At 73.1% G+C, this 16,503-nt stretch carries 11 protein-coding genes; all 11 read right to left on the reverse strand.

The window, feature by feature from the left end; translation table 11 throughout:
- Positions 1–87: 87 nt before the first annotated feature.
- Entirely contained in the window at positions 88–657 is a 570-nt protein-coding gene (locus ACODT5_RS14155; RefSeq protein WP_422519657.1) for a GNAT family N-acetyltransferase, read from the reverse strand.
- A gap of 103 nt (positions 658–760) precedes the next feature.
- Entirely contained in the window at positions 761–1,606 is an 846-nt protein-coding gene (locus ACODT5_RS14160) for a GNAT family N-acetyltransferase (protein WP_422519503.1), read from the reverse strand.
- A gap of 191 nt (positions 1,607–1,797) precedes the next feature.
- On the reverse strand, positions 1,798–2,955 hold the full coding sequence (gene ispG / locus ACODT5_RS14165) for a flavodoxin-dependent (E)-4-hydroxy-3-methylbut-2-enyl-diphosphate synthase (RefSeq protein WP_243337575.1): 1,158 nt from the start codon (positions 2,953–2,955) through the stop codon (positions 1,798–1,800).
- Positions 2,956–3,152: 197 nt separating this feature from the next.
- Positions 3,153–4,454 carry a M50 family metallopeptidase gene (locus ACODT5_RS14170; protein WP_422519504.1) on the reverse strand — a complete coding sequence of 434 codons (1,302 nt, stop codon included), beginning with the start codon at positions 4,452–4,454 and terminating at the stop codon, positions 3,153–3,155.
- Positions 4,451–5,704 carry a 1-deoxy-D-xylulose-5-phosphate reductoisomerase gene (gene dxr / locus ACODT5_RS14175; protein ID WP_422519505.1) on the reverse strand — a complete coding sequence of 418 codons (1,254 nt, stop codon included), beginning with the start codon at positions 5,702–5,704 and terminating at the stop codon, positions 4,451–4,453. The genes ACODT5_RS14170 and dxr overlap by 4 nt, the downstream gene beginning before the upstream one ends.
- A 20-nt stretch (positions 5,705–5,724) precedes the next feature.
- Positions 5,725–7,044 carry a serine/threonine-protein kinase gene (locus tag ACODT5_RS14180; protein WP_422519506.1) on the reverse strand — a complete coding sequence of 440 codons (1,320 nt, stop codon included), beginning with the start codon at positions 7,042–7,044 and terminating at the stop codon, positions 5,725–5,727.
- A gap of 103 nt (positions 7,045–7,147) precedes the next feature.
- Positions 7,148–9,130, reverse strand: a complete 1,983-nt coding sequence (locus ACODT5_RS14185; RefSeq protein WP_422519507.1) for an acyl-CoA dehydrogenase family protein — start codon at positions 9,128–9,130, stop codon at positions 7,148–7,150.
- Between the two features lie 181 nt (positions 9,131–9,311).
- Positions 9,312–10,094: a thioesterase II family protein gene (locus ACODT5_RS14190; protein ID WP_422519508.1), complete on the reverse strand. Its 783-nt coding sequence runs from the start codon at positions 10,092–10,094 to the stop codon at positions 9,312–9,314.
- A 153-nt stretch (positions 10,095–10,247) separates the two neighbouring features.
- Entirely contained in the window at positions 10,248–11,693 is a 1,446-nt protein-coding gene (locus ACODT5_RS14195) for an aldehyde dehydrogenase family protein (protein WP_327255191.1), read from the reverse strand.
- A 399-nt stretch (positions 11,694–12,092) separates the two neighbouring features.
- Positions 12,093–13,673, reverse strand: a complete 1,581-nt coding sequence (locus ACODT5_RS14200; protein ID WP_422519509.1) for a PucR family transcriptional regulator — start codon at positions 13,671–13,673, stop codon at positions 12,093–12,095.
- 168 nt (positions 13,674–13,841) lie between these two features.
- Positions 13,842–16,265, reverse strand: coding sequence for an ATP/GTP-binding protein (locus tag ACODT5_RS14205; RefSeq protein ID WP_422519510.1), 2,424 nt, complete (start codon positions 16,263–16,265; stop codon positions 13,842–13,844).
- Between the last annotated feature and the right edge of the window lie 238 nt (positions 16,266–16,503).

The raw sequence follows: 16,503 nt of genomic DNA on the forward strand, positions 1-16,503 counted from the left end.
AGGCTATCGGGGCCCGCGGGGGCCGCGGAAATGCTTTGAGGGCCACGGGGGCCGGGGTGGCCGGGGCGCGGGCGGGGCAGGCGGGGGTCAGGGCCTGCGCAGCGGCAGCGGGGCGCCCATGACGGCGTACGGGAGGCTCGCGCTCGGGAAGAGGACCTGGCGGGCGAGGTCCGTGTAGCCCAGCGAGCGGTAGAGCCCGCGGGCGGGGCTTTCGGTGTCGATCGCGGAGAGGATCGAGCGCTCCTCGGCGGCGGTGTCGGTGATCTCGGTGATGAGGGCGCGGCCGACTCCGTTGCCCTGGAACCCGGGGTGCACGTGGAGCTCGGTGATCACGAAGGAGCCGTCGAGCCAGCCCTCGTGGCCGCCGGTGCGCAGGTAGGGCTCGACGATTCCGGACCACCAGTGCGAGCGGTCGTTGGGCATGCCGTAGACGAACCCGGCGAGCACCCCGTCGTCGGTGAAGGCGCCGAGCGCGCGGGCGCCGCGGCAGGTCATGTGGCGCTGGACGATGTAGCGCCGGATGCCGACCTCCTCCTCGCTGAGCCCGAAGGCCATGGCCTGCACGCGCAGGGCCTCGTCGACCCGGGCGGCGAGGTCGAGGGGCCCGATGCGCAGTCCGGCGGGCCGGCCGGGGTCGTCTCCCGCGGGGGTTGGCATCATGCGGCGACCTTACTGGCCGACCGCGGGGTGGGACAGGAAGATCGGAGCGGGAAGATCGGAACAGGACGGTCGGACCGGCACGCACGGGGCGGCGACGCGCTCAGAACAGCACGCTCATGAACGCGCCGACCTCGCGGAAGCCGACCCGGCGGTAGGAGGCGCGCGCGGCGGTGTTGAAGTCGTTGACGTACAGGCTGACCACGGGGGCCACGTCCCGGAGCGCGTAGGCGACGACGGCGGCCATCCCGGTCTCGGAGTGCCCGCGGCCGCGGAACTCGGGGGCCACCCAGACGCCCTGGATCTGGCAGGCGCGGGAGGTCGCGGCGCCGATCTCGGCCTTGAAGACGACCTTGCCGTCCTGGACGCGGGCGAAGGAACGGCCGCTCGCGACCAGCTCGGCGACCCGGGCCTGGTAGAGCAGGCCGCCGTCGCCGGTCATCGGGGAGATGCCGACCTCTTCGGTGAACATGGCCACGCACGCGGGCATGATCAGGTCCATCTCGTCCTTGCGGATCCGGCGGACCCGGGGGTCGGCGGCCACCGCGGTGGACGGCTGCTCCATGATCATGAGCGGCTGGCAGGAGCGGACGTCGCGGGCCGGGCCCCAGCTCGGCTCCAGGAGCTGCCAGAGCAGGCCGGTGGCCTCGGCGGGGCCGACGATGGAGGAGCAGCGGCGGCCGGTGCGCCGGGCGCGGTCGGCGAAGGCCCGTACCGCGTCGGGTTCGGCGCAGACGGGCACCAGGTTGGCGCCGGCGTAGCAGAGCGAGCGGAGCTCGCCGTCGGCGTACCAGCCCCACATCTCGCCGCCCAGGCGCCACGGGTCGAGCCCGGCGACCTGGACCCGGGAGGTGACGAAGGCGTTCTGGACCGGGTCGCGTCCGAGGATGTCGAGCGCGGCGTCGAGATCACTGGGCTCAAGGACCCGGGTGGTGGTCTGCGTCAACACTGGGGCCTCACCATGCAAGTCTGCTGATCTCCGCACTGTACCCGGAGCGGCTCCGAGATGCCCCCGAGGCCCCTCGGGGGCGCCTGCGGGGCGGGGTCCGCCCGCAGGCCCGCACGCCGACGGGCCCGGAGCCGCACCTGCGGCTCCGGGCCCGTCACCTGCTGCGGGAAAGCAGCGGGAACCAGCGGGAACTAGACGCCGATGGCGACCGTCGGCTCGCCCGACATCACGCCGTCCTTCTCCATCTGCTCGGCGATCTTCATCGCCTCTTCGATGAGGGTCTCGACGATCTTCGACTCGGGGACGGTCTTGATGACCTCGCCCTTGACGAAGATCTGGCCCTTGCCGTTGCCGGAGGCGACGCCCAGGTCGGCCTCACGGGCCTCGCCGGGGCCGTTGACGACGCAGCCCATGACCGCGACGCGCAGCGGGACCTCCATGCCCTCCAGGCCCGCCGTGACCTCCTCGGCCAGCTTGTAGACGTCCACCTGGGCACGCCCGCAGGACGGGCAGGAGACGATCTCCAGGCGGCGCGGCTTGAGGTTCAGCGACTCCAGGATCTGGATGCCGACCTTGATCTCCTCGACCGGCGGGGCGGACAGCGAGACGCGGATCGTGTCGCCGATGCCCTCGGAGAGCAGTGCGCCGAAGGCGACGGCGGACTTGATCGTGCCCTGGAACGCCGGTCCGGCCTCGGTGACGCCGAGGTGCAGCGGGTAGGTGCACTGGGCGGCCAGCTGGCGGTAGGCGTTGACCATGACCACCGGGTCGTTGTGCTTGACCGAGATCTTGATGTCGCTGAAGCCGTGCTCCTCGAAGAGGGAGGCCTCCCACAGCGCGGACTCGACCAGCGCCTCGGGCGTGGCCTTGCCGTACTTCTTCAGCAGTCGCGCGTCGAGCGAGCCGGCGTTGACGCCGATGCGGATCGGGGTACCGGCGTCCTTGGCGGCGCGCGCGATCTCCTTGACCTTGTCGTCGAACTGCTTGATGTTGCCGGGGTTCACGCGGACGGCGGCGCAGCCGGCATCGATCGCGGCGAACACGTACTTCGGCTGGAAGTGGATGTCGGCGATGACCGGGATGTTCGACTTCTTCGCGATCACGGCGAGCGCGTCGGCGTCGTCCTGCGTCGGGCAGGCCACGCGGACGATGTCGCAGCCGGAAGCGGTCAGCTCCGCGATCTGCTGGAGCGTGGCCCCGATGTCGGAGGTCCTGGTGGTGGTCATCGACTGCACGGAGATCTGCGCGTCGCCGCCGACGGCCACCGAGCCGACCTGGATCTTTCGGCTGACCCTGCGGTCGGCGAGCTTCGTCGGCACGGCCGGCATTCCGAGAGAGATGGCAGTCATCTGCTGTGCAACCCCAAGGTGTGGATATAGGTGCCGGGATCGGCGGGCCCCAGCGTCCGAGATTACGCCAACCGGCACGTCTCCCGCGCATCGCAGGGGGTGTGCCACCCGAACGTAGGGAGCCGGGCACGATGCGTGCCCGGCTCCGGTCCGCATGCTGTACGGGTGCCCCGTACGACGATCCGACGATCTTTCGATCAGGTGATTTTGATGGGGTTGACCACATCTGCGGCCAGCACCAGCAAGGTGAAGCAGAGGAAGACCCCGGCCACCACGTACGCCGCGGGCATCAGCCTCGCCACGTCGAACGGGCCCGGGTCGGCGCGCCGGAAGACCCGGGCGAAGGCCCGCCGCACCGACTCCCACAGGGCGCCCGCGATGTGCCCGCCGTCCAGGGGCAGCAGGGGCAGCATGTTGAACAGGAAGAGGGAGAGGTTGAACATGCCCAGGACGTTCAGCATGATCGACACCCGCTGCTCGCTCGGAATGTCCAGGGTGGCGATCTCCCCGTTGATCCGGGCCGCGCCGACGATGCCCATCGGGGAGTCGGCCTCGCGCTCGGCTCCGTTGAAGACCGAGTTCCACAGGGCCGGGATCTTGCCCGGAAGCTCGGCCAGGCCCTGCACGCTGCTCTGGACGACCTCGCCGACCCGGTCCGCGGACTGGGTGAAGCTGAGCGGGGCGATCACGGACTTCGGGCCGACGCCGAGATAGCCGGCCGAGACGTACTCGCCCTTGACGTAGCCGCCGTGGCCGTCGGTCTTGCCCACCCGGTTCTCCACGAGGCTCGCCCGGAGGGTCACCTCCTGCCCGTCGCGCAGGACGGTGAGGGTGGCAGGTCCGATGGTGTCGCGGATGTTCTTCTGCAGGGTGGCCCAGTCCTCGACCGGCTTGCCCTGGAAGGCCACGATCTTGTCGCCGGCCTTCACGCCCGCGGCCTTCGCCGGGGCCGCCGGGTCGCCGGCCCGGCAGGTGTCGCGGTTCTCGCTCTGCTTGATGACGCAATCGGTGACGGTCTGGACCTGGGTGGTCGTCTGCTGCACCCCGAAGGTCATCCACACGCCGAAGAAGAGCGCCATCGCCAGGACCAGGTTCATGAACGGGCCCGCGAACATCACGATCACGCGCTTCCACGGCTTGCGCGTGTAGAAGAGCCGCGATTCGTCGCCCGGCTGCAGCTCCTCGTACGCCGCCGAGCGCGCGTCCTCGATCATCGAGCGGAACGGCGACGTGGAGCGGGCGGTGATCTTGCCGTCCTCGCCCGGCGGGAACATCCCGATCATGCGGATGTAGCCGCCCATCGGGATGGCCTTGAGCCCGTACTCGGTGTCGCCCTTCTTGCGCGACCAGATGGTCCGGCCGAAGCCGACCATGTACTGGGGCACGCGGATGCCGAAGAGCTTGGCCGTGGAGAGGTGGCCGAGCTCGTGCCAGGCGATCGAGAAGAGCAGCCCGACGACGAATACGAGCACGCCGATCAGGGTCAGCAGTACGGTCATGCGCGCGCCTCCACGGCGGCCCGCGCCGCCATCTCCTGTGCCCGGGCCCGGGCCCAGGCCTCCGCTTGAAGGACGTCCGTGACCGTGAGGGAAGTTCCCCCGGCCGGCGTCCCGTGCTCATCGACCACGGCAGAGACCGTATCCATGATTGCTGTGAACGGGAGCCGACCGGCCAGGAAGGCCTCTACGCACTCCTCGTTCGCCGCATTGAACACGGCGGGCGCGGTACCGCCCAGGGCGCCGACGTGCCGGGCCAGGCCCACCGCCGGGAAGGCCTCCGTGTCCAGCGGGAAGAACTCCCAGGTGGACGCCTTGGTCCAGTCGAAGGCGGTGGACGCGTCCGGGACCCGCTGGGGCCAGCCGAGGCCGATCGCGATCGGGCCGCGCATGTCCGGCGGGGTGGCCTGGGCCAGCGTGGAGCCGTCCGTGAACTCCACCATGGAGTGCACGTACGACTGCGGGTGGACCACGACCTCGATCCGCTCGAAGGGGATGTCGTAGAGCAGGTGCGCCTCGATGACCTCCAGCCCCTTGTTGACCAGGGTCGCCGAGTTGACGGTGATCACCGGGCCCATCGCCCAGGTCGGGTGGGCCAGCGCGTCCTGCACCGTGACCGAGGCCAGCTCGGCGCGGGTGCGGCCGCGGAAGGGCCCGCCGGAGGCGGTGACCACGAGCTTGCGCACCTCGGCGCGGGTGCCGGCGGCGAGGGCCTGGAAGAGCGCCGCGTGCTCGGAGTCGACCGGGATGATCTGGCCCGGCTTCGCCAGGGCCTTCACCAGCGGGCCGCCGACGATCAGCGACTCCTTGTTGGCGAGGGCCAGCGTCCGCCCGGCCTTCAGCGCGGCGAGGGTGGGCGCGAGGCCGATGGAACCGGTGATGCCGTTGAGCACGGTGTGGCACTCGGAGGCGGCGAGCTCGGTCGCCGCGTCCGGTCCGGCGAGGATCTCGGGCAGCGGCTCACCGGCGCCGTACTCGGCGTCCAGCGCCTCCTTGAGGGCCGGTACGACGTCTTCGCGCGCGACGGCCACCGTCTTCACGCGCAGCAGCCGGGCCTGCTCGGCCAGCAGCGCGACCCGGCCGCCGGCGGCGGACAGGGCCGTGACCCGGAACCGGTCCGGGTTGCGCAGGGCGAGGTCGATGGCCTGGGTCCCGATGGACCCGGTGGAGCCGAGGATGACGATGTCCCGACGGCCGGCCGCGGGGTCGAAGAGGAGGTGCGGATCGGCGAGGGGGGATGGGCGGTCGCTCATGGACCCATTGTTGCCGCAACTCAGGGGCGCCCGGACACTGAGCCCCCATCCGTGACCCGAAGGAGAAGGTGCGGCAGCGTCCCGGCGAAGTCCGGGAGCGTACTGGCCACCCGCCACCAGGCGTCCGGATCGGAGCCGAGGGCCAGCGCGAACAGCCTGTCGGCCTCGGACCGCGCGGCGAGCACGGGGGCGGCCGGTTCGTGGCGGTCGGGATGGTCCACCTCACCCAGCCAGTGGTCCTCGTCCAGGGCCCAGCAGGCGGGCGCCTTGTGCCGGATCACGTCCTCGCCGGTGAGCAGCCCCCGGGCGAGGCAGTCGCGCACCCACCGGATGTCCTCCTGGACGGACTCCATGGGCACCGCGAGGCTCGCCAGGGCCAGTTCGCGGTCCACGCCCGCGACGGGCTCGGCGGGCCGGGGCGCCACGGAACGCACCGCCTCGGCGAGCCCGGGGACCGGTCGTGGCGCTTCGGCGGGCTCCGCCAGGGTGCCGCGCACGATCCGGGCCACCAGGACCGGCAGGGTGCCCGGGAAGGCGGGCGCGTGGCGCAGCAGCTCCGCCCAGAGCCGGGGGTCGTCGCGCAGGGGGCGCAGCGCCCGGGCGACGGCCGTGCGCATCCCCGTCCGCTCGGGCAGGGTCCAGCGCAGGCCGCGGGCCCCGGTCAGGTCGGTGAGCCGCAGGGTGCGGTGCGCGGGGGCCACGTGGGCGACGAGCTCCTCGTGCGTGACCCGGCCCATCCGCACGGCGCGGACGGCGGGCCGGTACCAGAAGCGCCCGTCCGGCGCCGCGGAGGCGAGCAGCCCCTGGACGGCGTCCCGGGGCAGGTCCAGGGCGAGCAGCAGGGCTTCGACGGAGCCGGCCGGCAGCGGCTCGCGGAGGTGTTCGGCGAGCAGCGGCTCCGGGTCCGGGTCGTGGCGCAGCGCCAGGATGTCCAGCGCGACCCGTGGCCGGCGGCCGTGCCGGCGCAGCAGGCCGGTGAGCTCGGCCGCGGTGAGCGGCCCCTCGCCGGGGTCCCGGCCGAGCTCGGCGCGGAGCACCGGCAGGAGTTCGGGCGGGGTCCGGCGGCGGGCGTACCGGGCGGGCCCGGGCAGGCCGGACAGCGGCCGGCCCACGACGCGGGGGTTGCGAGCTACGTAGCTGCGGTCGGTCTCGCTCCCGTGGCGGAGCAGCAGGGTGACGGTCGAGGCCGCCAGCCATTCGTCCCGGCACAGGTACTTGAAGGCGGGCTCATCGAGCCGCCCGATCATGTCGGTGACGACGTGGTCCGGTGCGTGGCGCAGGACGTGCGCCACGCACCAGGCCAGCCGTCGGCTGGTGCGGTCTTCCTCGGCCGTCGGCATCGTCCTCGTCCGCCTCGCGCTGTGCTGGTGGGGGTACCCGTACCCGTACCGGTACCCCCACTCATCCTCGTACATCTGTCCGATGTCCGGCGATGATTTCAGGTCAGCGCAGCGGCCGGTGGACGTTTTCGCGGGTGGAGGGGCCGGGGGTGGCGTCGGCGATCCACGGTCCGTCGCCTGAGGGGTCCAGGATTCCCTCCTCCAGCCAGGTGTAGGCGCCGTTCAGGACCCCGGCGACGACCTTGCGGTCCAGGTCGTCGGTGTTGTCCCAGAGCCGCCCGAAGAGCTCCTCCACGCGGAGCCGGGACTGCCGGCAGAAGGCGTCGGCCAGCTGGTAGGCCTCGCGGCCGTGCTCGCCGGAGGCCCGCAGGTGCTCGGCGCGCACGCAGGCCGCGCTCATCGCGAAGAGCTCGGCGCCGATGTCGACGATCCGGCCGAGGAACCCCTGCTTGGTCTCCATCCGGCCCTGCCAGCGGGACATGGCGTAGAAGGTCGACCGGGCGAGTTTGCGCGACCCGCGTTCGACGTAGCGCAGATGGGTGGCGAGGTCGGGGTGGCCGCTCGGGTGGAAGGCCCGGTAGGAGCCGGGGACCTGCCCGGCGCCGGTGGCGAGCTGCGGCAGCCAGCGGGCGTAGAACCCGGCGGCGCGGGCGCCCGCCTTCGCCTTGTCTCCCAGGGCCTTCTCCGGGTCGATGAGGTCGCCGGCCACCGACAGGTGGGCGTCCACGGCCTCGCGGGCGATCAGCAGGTGCATGATCTCGGTGGATCCCTCGAAGATCCGGTTGATGCGCAGGTCGCGGAGCATCTGCTCGGCCGGCACGGCCCGCTCGCCGCGGGCGGCGAGGGACTCGGCGGTCTCGAAGCCGCGCCCGCCGCGGATCTGGACCAGCTCGTCGGCCATCAGGCAGGCCATCTCGGAGCCGTAGAGCTTGGCGAGGGCGGCCTCGATGCGGATGTCGTTGCGGTCCTCGTCGGCCATCTGGGAGGCCAGGTCGACCACGGCCTCCAGGGCGAAGGTGGTGGCCGCGATGAAGGAGATCTTGGCGCCGACGGCCTCGTGCAGGCCGACCGGACGTCCCCACTGCTCGCGTACGCCGGACCATTCGCGGGCGATCTTCAGGCACCACTTCCCCGCGCCCACGCACATGGCGGGCAGCGACAGCCGGCCGGTGTTCAGCGTGGTCAGCGCGATCTTCAGGCCGGCGCCCTCGGCGCCGATGAGCTGGGCCGCGGGGACCCTGACCCGGTGGAAGCGGGTGACGCCGTTCTCCAGGCCGCGCAGGCCCATGAAGGCGTTGCGGTGCTCGACGGTGATGCCCGGCGAGTCGGCCTCGACGACGAAGGCGGTGATCCCGCCGCGGTGGTTCTCGCTCTTGGGAACCCGGGCCATGACGACGAGCAGGTCGGCGACGACCCCGTTGGTGGTCCAGAGCTTCACGCCGTCCAGGACGTACGCGTCCTCCCCGTCCGGGACCGCCGTGGTGGCCAGGCGCGCCGGGTCGGAGCCGACGTCCGGCTCGGTGAGGAGGAAGGCGCTGATGGCGGTGGTCGCGCAGCGCGGCAGGTAGGCGTCCTTCTGCTCCTGGGTGCCGAACATCTTCAGCGGCTGCGGTACGCCGATCGACTGGTGGGCGGAGAGCAGGGCGCCGATGGCCGGGCTGACGGAGCCGACGAGGGCGAGCGCCTTGTTGTAGTACACCTGGGTGAGGCCGAGGCCCCCGTACTTCGGGTCGATCTTCATGCCGAGCGCGCCGAGCTCCTTCAGCCCGCGCACGGTCTCGTCGGGGATCTTCGCCTCGCGCTCGATGCGCGCCCCGTCGATGGAGGTCTCGCAGAACTCCCGCAGCCTGGCCAGGAAGGCCTCCCCGCGCCGGACGTCCTCCTCGGCGGGGAGCGGGTGGGGGTGGATCAGGTCGAGCCGGAACCGTCCGAGGAACAGCTCCTTGGCGAAGCTCGGCCGCTGCCAGTTCTGTTCCCGGGCCGCTTCCGCGACCTGCCGTGCCTCGCGCTCGGTCACCTTGGGCTGTGCGGGCGGTACGGGCCGTGCGGGCTGGGTCTCGCTGTCGCCGGGCTGTGTTGCGGACATGAGGGGGCTCACCTCGCCGCCGAGAGAGGGGGTGCTTACCGGTGGGTGCTACCAGTGAGTCGTACCCGTTTCGGGCGGCGGGGAAGCGGCGGTAAAAGGGGGACGTCCGGAGCGTCCCCCCATCGGCGCACACGGCTTCGGGCGCGCTCGGCTTCGGGCGCGCTCGGACGCCAGGGCGCGCTCAGGCGCCGTGACGGGCCACGGCCAGGTGGGCGACCTGCTCCGCGTGGGGGACGAGGTAGAAGTGGTCGCCCTCGAAGACGTGGGAGGCGAAGGCGCCCGTGGTGACCGTCGACCAGGCCCGGGCGCCGAGCGGGGTGACGCGGGGATCGCGGTCACCCGTGAGGGCCACGACGTCCGCGCGCAGCAGTGGAGCGTCCTCGCGGCGGCGGTAGGTGTCGATCAGGCGGAAGTCGTTGCGGATGACCGGCAGGAACAGCTCGCGCAGTTCCGGGTGGCTCCAGACCTCCACGTGGGGACCGCCCAGGTCGGTGACGGCCGCGATCAGCTCTTCGTCCGTGCGCGGAGGGAGCACGGCAGTGGGAGCGGGGAGTCCGCGACCCGAGACGCACAGACGCGTGACGTGGTCCGCCCCGGCGGCTTCGAGGCGCAGGAGGCTCTCGTACGCCACGGCCGCGCCCATGCTGTGGCCCAGCAGCACCGTGGGCACGGGAGTCTCGGCCAGGAGTTCCACGGCGACCTGCGGTACCAGCGCGTCCATCGTCGGGATCAGCGCTTCGCCCATGCGGGTTTCGCGTCCCGGGTACCGCACTGCCACGACTTCGACCGAAGGATCCAGGTGCCGGGGCCAGTCGCGGAAGAACCCCGCGCCGCCTCCCGCGTGCGGGAAGCACACCAGGCGCAGGGCGGGGTCTGCAACGGCGCGGTGGCGGACCAGGTAGGACACGTGCGACTCGATTCGTCGGCCGGGGATCGTCTCGCCCGGCGGCGTGGAGCTGCGCACGCGGGCGCTCACGACCCTGCCACACGGCGTCCGCGGCCTGCGGCTCCGGGGGCCCCGGGGTGACAGGTCCCGCGGTCCCCGCGGCAAAAGGAGACGGCCGGAGCCCCCGCACAGTAGGCTCCGGCCGTCGGCTTGGTGGCCGTACGAGTTCGGTCAGATGTCGAGGCCGCTGAGGACCAGGACCCGCTCGTAGGTGTAGTCGTCCATCGCGTAGCGCACGCCCTCGCGGCCCACACCGGACTGCTTGACGCCGCCGTACGGCATCTGGTCGGCGCGGTAGGACGGGACGTCGCCGACGATCACGCCGCCGACCTCCAGCTCGCGGTGGGCGCGGAACGCGGTCTGGATGTTCCGCGTGAAGACGCCGGCCTGCAGACCGAACTTCGAGTCGTTGACGGCGGCGAAGGCCTCGTCGGTGTTCTCGACCCGGCGCAGGGTGAGGACCGGTCCGAAGACCTCCTCGGTGGCCAGGGTCACGCCCGCGGGCACCTCCGCGACGACGGTGGGCTCGTACGAGGCACCCTCGCGCTTGCCGCCCGTGAGCAGCTTGGCTCCGGCGGCCACGGCCTCGTCGACCCAGGACTCGACCCGCTTGGCGGCGTCCTCGGAGACGAGGGGCCCGACGTCGGTGGCGGAGTCGTTCGGGTCGCCGGTGACCTGCTCGCGGACCTTGGCGACGACCTTCTCGACGAGGCGGTCGTAGACCGTCGCGTCGGCGATCACGCGCTGCACGCCGATGCAGGACTGGCCGGCCTGATAGTTCGAGAAGGTCGCGATGCGGGTCGCGGCCCAGTCGAGGTCGGCCTCCGAGGACCAGTCCTCCAGGACCACGGCCGCGGCGTTGCCGCCGAGCTCCAGGGTGCAGTGCTTGTGGGGCACGGCCTGCTGGATGGCGTAGCCGACCTTGTCCGAACCGGTGAAGGAGATGACAGGCAGGCGCTCGTCCTTGACCAGCTCCGGCATCTTGTCGTTGGCGACGGGCAGCACGGACCAGGAACCGGCCGGCAGGTCGGTCTCGGCGAGCAGCTCGCCGAGGATCAGACCGGAGAGCGGGGTGGCCGGGGCCGGCTTCAGGATGATCGGCGCGCCGACGGCGATGGCGGGGGCCACCTTGTGGGCGCACAGGTTCAGCGGGAAGTTGAAGGGCGCGATGCCCAGGACCGGACCCTTGACGAAGCGGCGGGTCAGGGCCAGACGGCCGACGCCGCCGGCGTCGGTGTCCAGGCGCTGGGCCTCTCCGCCGTTGAAGCGGCGGGCCTCTTCCGAAGCGAAGCGGAACACGGACACCGCACGGCCGACCTCACCGCGGGCCCACTTGATCGGCTTGCCGTTCTCGGCGGAGATCAGCAGCGCGATCTCCTCGGTGCGCTCGGCGAGCCGGCGGGCGACGTGGGCCAGGGCCTCGGCGCGTACGTGGGCCGGGGTCGCGGAGAACTCCGCGGTCACGGCGTACGCGGCGGCCACGGCCTCTTCGACCTGGGCGTCGGTCGGGACGCTCACGGTACCGACGAGGCGGCCGTCCCACGGGGAGTGGACGTCGAAGCTGTCGTCGCCCGTGGCCTGGCGGCCGGCGAGCCAGAAGGCGTGGGTGGAAGTCATGCTGATCCCGGCCCTTCGGAGTGTGTGCGGTGGGTCCTTGTCCCCTCCACCGTAGGACTCCGCCGGGGTTTCGGCGTTTGTCCGGCGTGGAGTACGTGCGTGGCGCGGCGCGCCGCTTTGTCAGTGTCGGGGCGGCCGCCGCCCGTGCGGGGCCCCGCCGGGGGCTCGTACGGGGCCCCGGGCGGCCCGGCTGCGCGGGTGCGGGCACCCGCTGCGCGGGGCGGAGTCCCCTACCAGCCCTTCGCCCGTTCCCCGGGGCTGCGCCCCGGACCCCCTGGGGCTCCGCCCCCGGGAACGGCGCCGCACGCGGCAAGGGTCCGGGCGGAGCCCGGGGAACGGTGGAAGGGCTGGTAGGGGCTCCCGCCCCGCGCAGCGGCCGGTCCGAGCGCCCGGTCGGGGTTACGTCGGGGCCGAGGTGGCCTTCAGGGCGAGCCACAGCTCCATGCGGACGTCCGGGTCGTCCAGGGAACGGCCGAGGATCTCCTCCACCCGCCGCATCCGGTAGCGCAGCGTGTGGCGATGGACGCCCAGGTCGGCCGCCGCCGCGTCCCACTGCCCGTGGCGGGAGAGCCAGGCCTGGAGGGAGGCCACCAGGTCGCCCCGGCCCTTCTCGTCGTGCTCGCGCAGCGCCCGCAGCGTGCCGTCCGCGAAGGCCCGTACCGCGTCGTCGGCGAGCAGCGGCAGGACCGAGCCCGCCGCCAGGTCCTCGTGTTCGACCATGGGGCGGCCGCGCCGCCGGGCCACGGCCAGGGCCTGGTCGGCCTGTTTGAAGGCCGCCGCCACGCCGGAGGCCACCGCGGGCGCCGACAGGCCGAGGACCAGCTCGTCCGGCTCCGGCTCGCCCGTTTCCCGGCCGCGCCGGGATTCCAGGGCCTCCGCGTGTTCCCCACACGCCTGGACCGCCGATCCGCCATCGGACGCCAGGACCACGAGGCGGCCCGGCTCCGACACCACCAGCAGGGTCTCCCCCGTGCGCGCCGCCGCCGACTCCACGGCGTCGGCCAGCAGCGCCAGGCCCTCCGGCTGGGCCGTGCCGGCCAGGGCGGGTTCCGCCACGAGGATCCGGAACGGCGCGTCGAGCAGGGCCCCGTACAGGTCCCCGGCCACGGCCTGGGCGTGCTCCGCCTGGCCGGCGAGCAGCATGCGCAGCACGGCGGCGCCGAGCCGGGACTCCGCGTCGTGCAGGGAGCGGGAGCGTTCGGTGGTGAGGGTCAGCAGGGCGACCGCGGAGTGCACGGCGTACCGCTCCGCCGTGCCGAGCGGGGCCCCGGTGCCGACCGCGAGGGCTCCGCGGGCCCGCCGCCCGGTGCCCAGCGACTGGAGTTCGACGCGGTCCTCGGAGCCGCCGACCACGGCGCTGGCCGGCGCCGGGCGCTCCCGCAGGCGTTCCACGTCGGGGGTGAGCCGGGCGGCCCGGCGCGCGGCCCAGTCGGGCGCGGCCGCGACGACGGCGCCCGAGGTGTCGTACAGGGCGGCCCAGCCGTGCACGTGCGCCGCCAGCTTCGTCAGCAGTTCGGCGGGCCCGTCGGCGGACAGCGCGGCCCGGGTCAGCTCGCGCTGCGCCTCGAAGCCCGCGGTCACGGCCCGGTACTGGTCGGCGGCGAGGGCGGCGGAGACGGCCTTGCTGATGGCGAGGAACGGGGTGCGCCGGGGCACCTCCAGCAGCGGCAGGTCCTCGGCAGTGGCGGCTTCCACGAGCGCCTCGGGCACGGCGTCGTAGTTCACGCCGATGGCGAAGCCGATGCCGACGACCCCGGCCGCCGCGAGCCTGCGGACGTAGCGCCGCATCTCCTCGGGGTCCTCCGCGTCCAGCTTCATCGCGGTGATGAGGAGGAGCTCCCCGCCCTCCATGTAGGGGACGGGGTCGGCGAGCTCACTGACGTGGGCCCAGCGCACGGGGGTGTCGAGGCGGCCCTCCCCGGCCCGGACGCTGAGCTTGAGCGCCGAGTGCTGGACGAGCGAGGCGAGGGTGAGCGGCATGGGTACCGGGGCGCCTTAGGAAGAGGGAGGAGGGTGCGGCGGCGGCGAGGTGCCGACGGAGGATTCTCGCCGTGGACCACCACCGCGGATTTCGCCGTGTCGTACGAACGGCTCTCTTGATTCTGCCACCCCGTACGGGTTCACCCCGTCCCGGCGATGTCCTCCCCCTCAGCCCTGACCCCCGAGCCGCACCAGCAGCGGGGCGGCCCGCTCGCCGCGGACGGAGGTGAGGGAGAGCACGGCGTGGCCGGGGGGCACGGTGTTGGCGAGAGCAGAGGCCGACCAGCGTTCCCGCTCCACCTTCCGCACGGTGACCGCGTCCGTGGTGACCGCCTTGCCGGTGATCACCTTGCGCACCGCGTGCACGGCCCGGGTGAAGGGCTGGTCGGCGTAGACCGTACGGCTCGTGACGTCCCGCGTCTCGACCAGCTCGGTTCCCCAGGCGTCGGCGAACCACTTGCCGTCCCACGTGGTGATTCCGGAGAAGACCATCCGGCAGCCGACCGCTCCGAGGAGCGGGGTACGCAGCGCTTCGGGTACGTCGTCCAGGGTGCGCAGCGCCAGCAGGACTCCCGCGTTGGCCGAGCGGAGCCCCTGCATGCTGCGCACGGCCTCGGCGGTGAGGGTGTGCGAGGCGTCGTCGAGAACCAGGAAGGCGAAGAGGGAACGGTCGGCACGGGCCGCGGCCGCCGCGTTGAACTGGGCGAGGAGCAGCCGCGCGAGCAGCCGGGAGGCATCCGGGTGGCCACGCTCCGGAAGATCCACGCGGACCCGCACAGGGTGTCCCAGAGCGCGGAGGGAGAAGGGCCGTCCACCGCCGGCGGTGTCGAAGAAGCCGTGGAACGCCGGCCGGTCGAGCAGCGCCACCCTGTCCGCGAGCACGGGTCCCGGGTCGCCGTGGGCGGCGTGCTGCCGCGCCCGGGCATCGAGCTCGCGCAGCATGGCCTGCTGCCCGGAACGCTCCAGCTCGTGACGCAGCGCCCCGAGCGCCTCAGGCAGTTGTTCGAGCAGCGCGCGCAGCTCGGGCACGGCCGGAAAGCGGCCGTACGCAGCACGGAACGGGCCGAGGATCTGGGCGAGGGCCGTTGCCGACCGGCGTACGTCGACGCCCGGCAGGTCTCCCACGAATGCTTCGGCGAGGAAGGAGGCCGCCTCGTCGGAGTCCCCGGTCCCGCCGTAGAGGTCGAGGTCGTGAACGGATCCGGGGTCACCCGGGCGCACCACGATGTCGTAGGCGTCGTCGGGCCCGAGCTGGGCTCCTGCGGCTCCGACAGCGATCACGGCGGCCCTCCCGGCCAGCGCCTGGAGGGCCAGCGACTCCACGACCGGCCTGACCAGCCGGTGGGTCTTGCCCGAGCCCGAGGGGCCGACGGCGAGGACCGAGGTGCCCAGCACCCCGGGGTCGAGGGCCAGCCCGGTCCCGCGGCGTTCTTGGGGGTTGGGCTCGGCATCGGTGACCCGGCCGAGCCTGACCTGCCCGACGGTCAGGTCGTGGGAGGCGGTGCGGCCCGGCAGGTCCCGGGCGCCCGACGGGTGGCCGCAGGCGGCCGCGCCCTTGTCCTGTACGGCTTCCACGAAGGCGGGGCGGCGCGAGGGGTCGGCCTTCACGGACTCCCAGGCCCGACCGATCCGCGCGTGGTCGACGTCGTTCATGCGCCCCGCCCGGGCCTCCGCGGCCAGCCGGTCCGCGGACGCCGACAGCCCGGCGGCCCGCAGCTGTGGCCAGCCGGCCGGGGAGTCCGGGCCGTCCGGGCTCACTGCGTGCGGGGCACCGGCGGGAAGGGCGGGAGCCCGGAGGCCGGCCAGCAGGGTGGCCCAGCCGCCGAGGCGGGCGAAGACGAGGACCACAGGTGCGTAGATCAGTACGTAGAGGACGTAGGTGATCACCGCACCGCCTGCCGTGCCGAGCTCCGCGTACGGCAGGTGCGAGAAGACCAGCGGATAGACCACGAGGGTCTCGCTCTCGATGAGCAGCCCGACGGTGAAGGCTCCTGCCGCGGCGCCCAGCGCGCGGTACCAGGGGCCGCGGGCGGCGATCAGCCGGTCGAAGGCGGTCCGCCAGCCGCCCATCTTGGCAAAGCCGAGGAGCAGTCCCACGGTGACCAGCAGTACGTAGACCTCCCGGGCCGCCTGGCCCCGGTGGTCGATCGGCTCGTTGGCCAGGCCGCCGCCCCACCAGCTGTCCGGGGTGAAGTAGTAGAGCGGGGACCCGACGAAGGGGAGGTTCCCGTCGAGGAAGGCTTGCCAGCACACGAAGAAGACGAGGAAGGAGACCACGACCCGCACGATCAGCGCCCGCTCGGTGGTCTCGGGCTTCGGCGCGGCCGGGGTGTAGGCGTAGCGCCAGATGCCGGGCTTCGCCTCCGGCCGCGGCACGCTCAGCCAAGCGGTGAAGGGAGACCCTTGCAAAGCGCCGGCCACGCCCGCGCCGGGGCTCCCCGGTGCGTACGCGGGCGGCGGCGGGGCCATCACCGGTCGCGGCGGCGAGGGCGGCGGTCCGGTCGGCCGGGGGATCTGGGGCCCGCCGGCCCCCACGCCGGGCGAGCCGCCGCAACTGCCGCGGCCCCCGCCGTGCGTACCGTCGGTGTCCATGTAACCCCTGCCCCCTGCCCGTTACCGCACTGCCCTGCGATGCCCTGCACCACGCTGCGCGCTCAATCTAGTGGCCGTCGCCGCCGCGCGGCCCGTACCCGGTCGTGATCCACAAGACAGGCGCGGATTCCTTCCTATGGCCGTCACGGACAAGGACACGCGGGCACCACTCCCGAACGGAGCATGCAGGACCACGCCTCCCGGGCCTAGCCTGCGGACAAAGACACAAGTGCGTCCG

Origin of the sequence: Streptomyces tatrensis, assembly GCF_049310065.1 — a bacterium.
Lineage (GTDB): Bacteria > Actinomycetota > Actinomycetes > Streptomycetales > Streptomycetaceae > Streptomyces.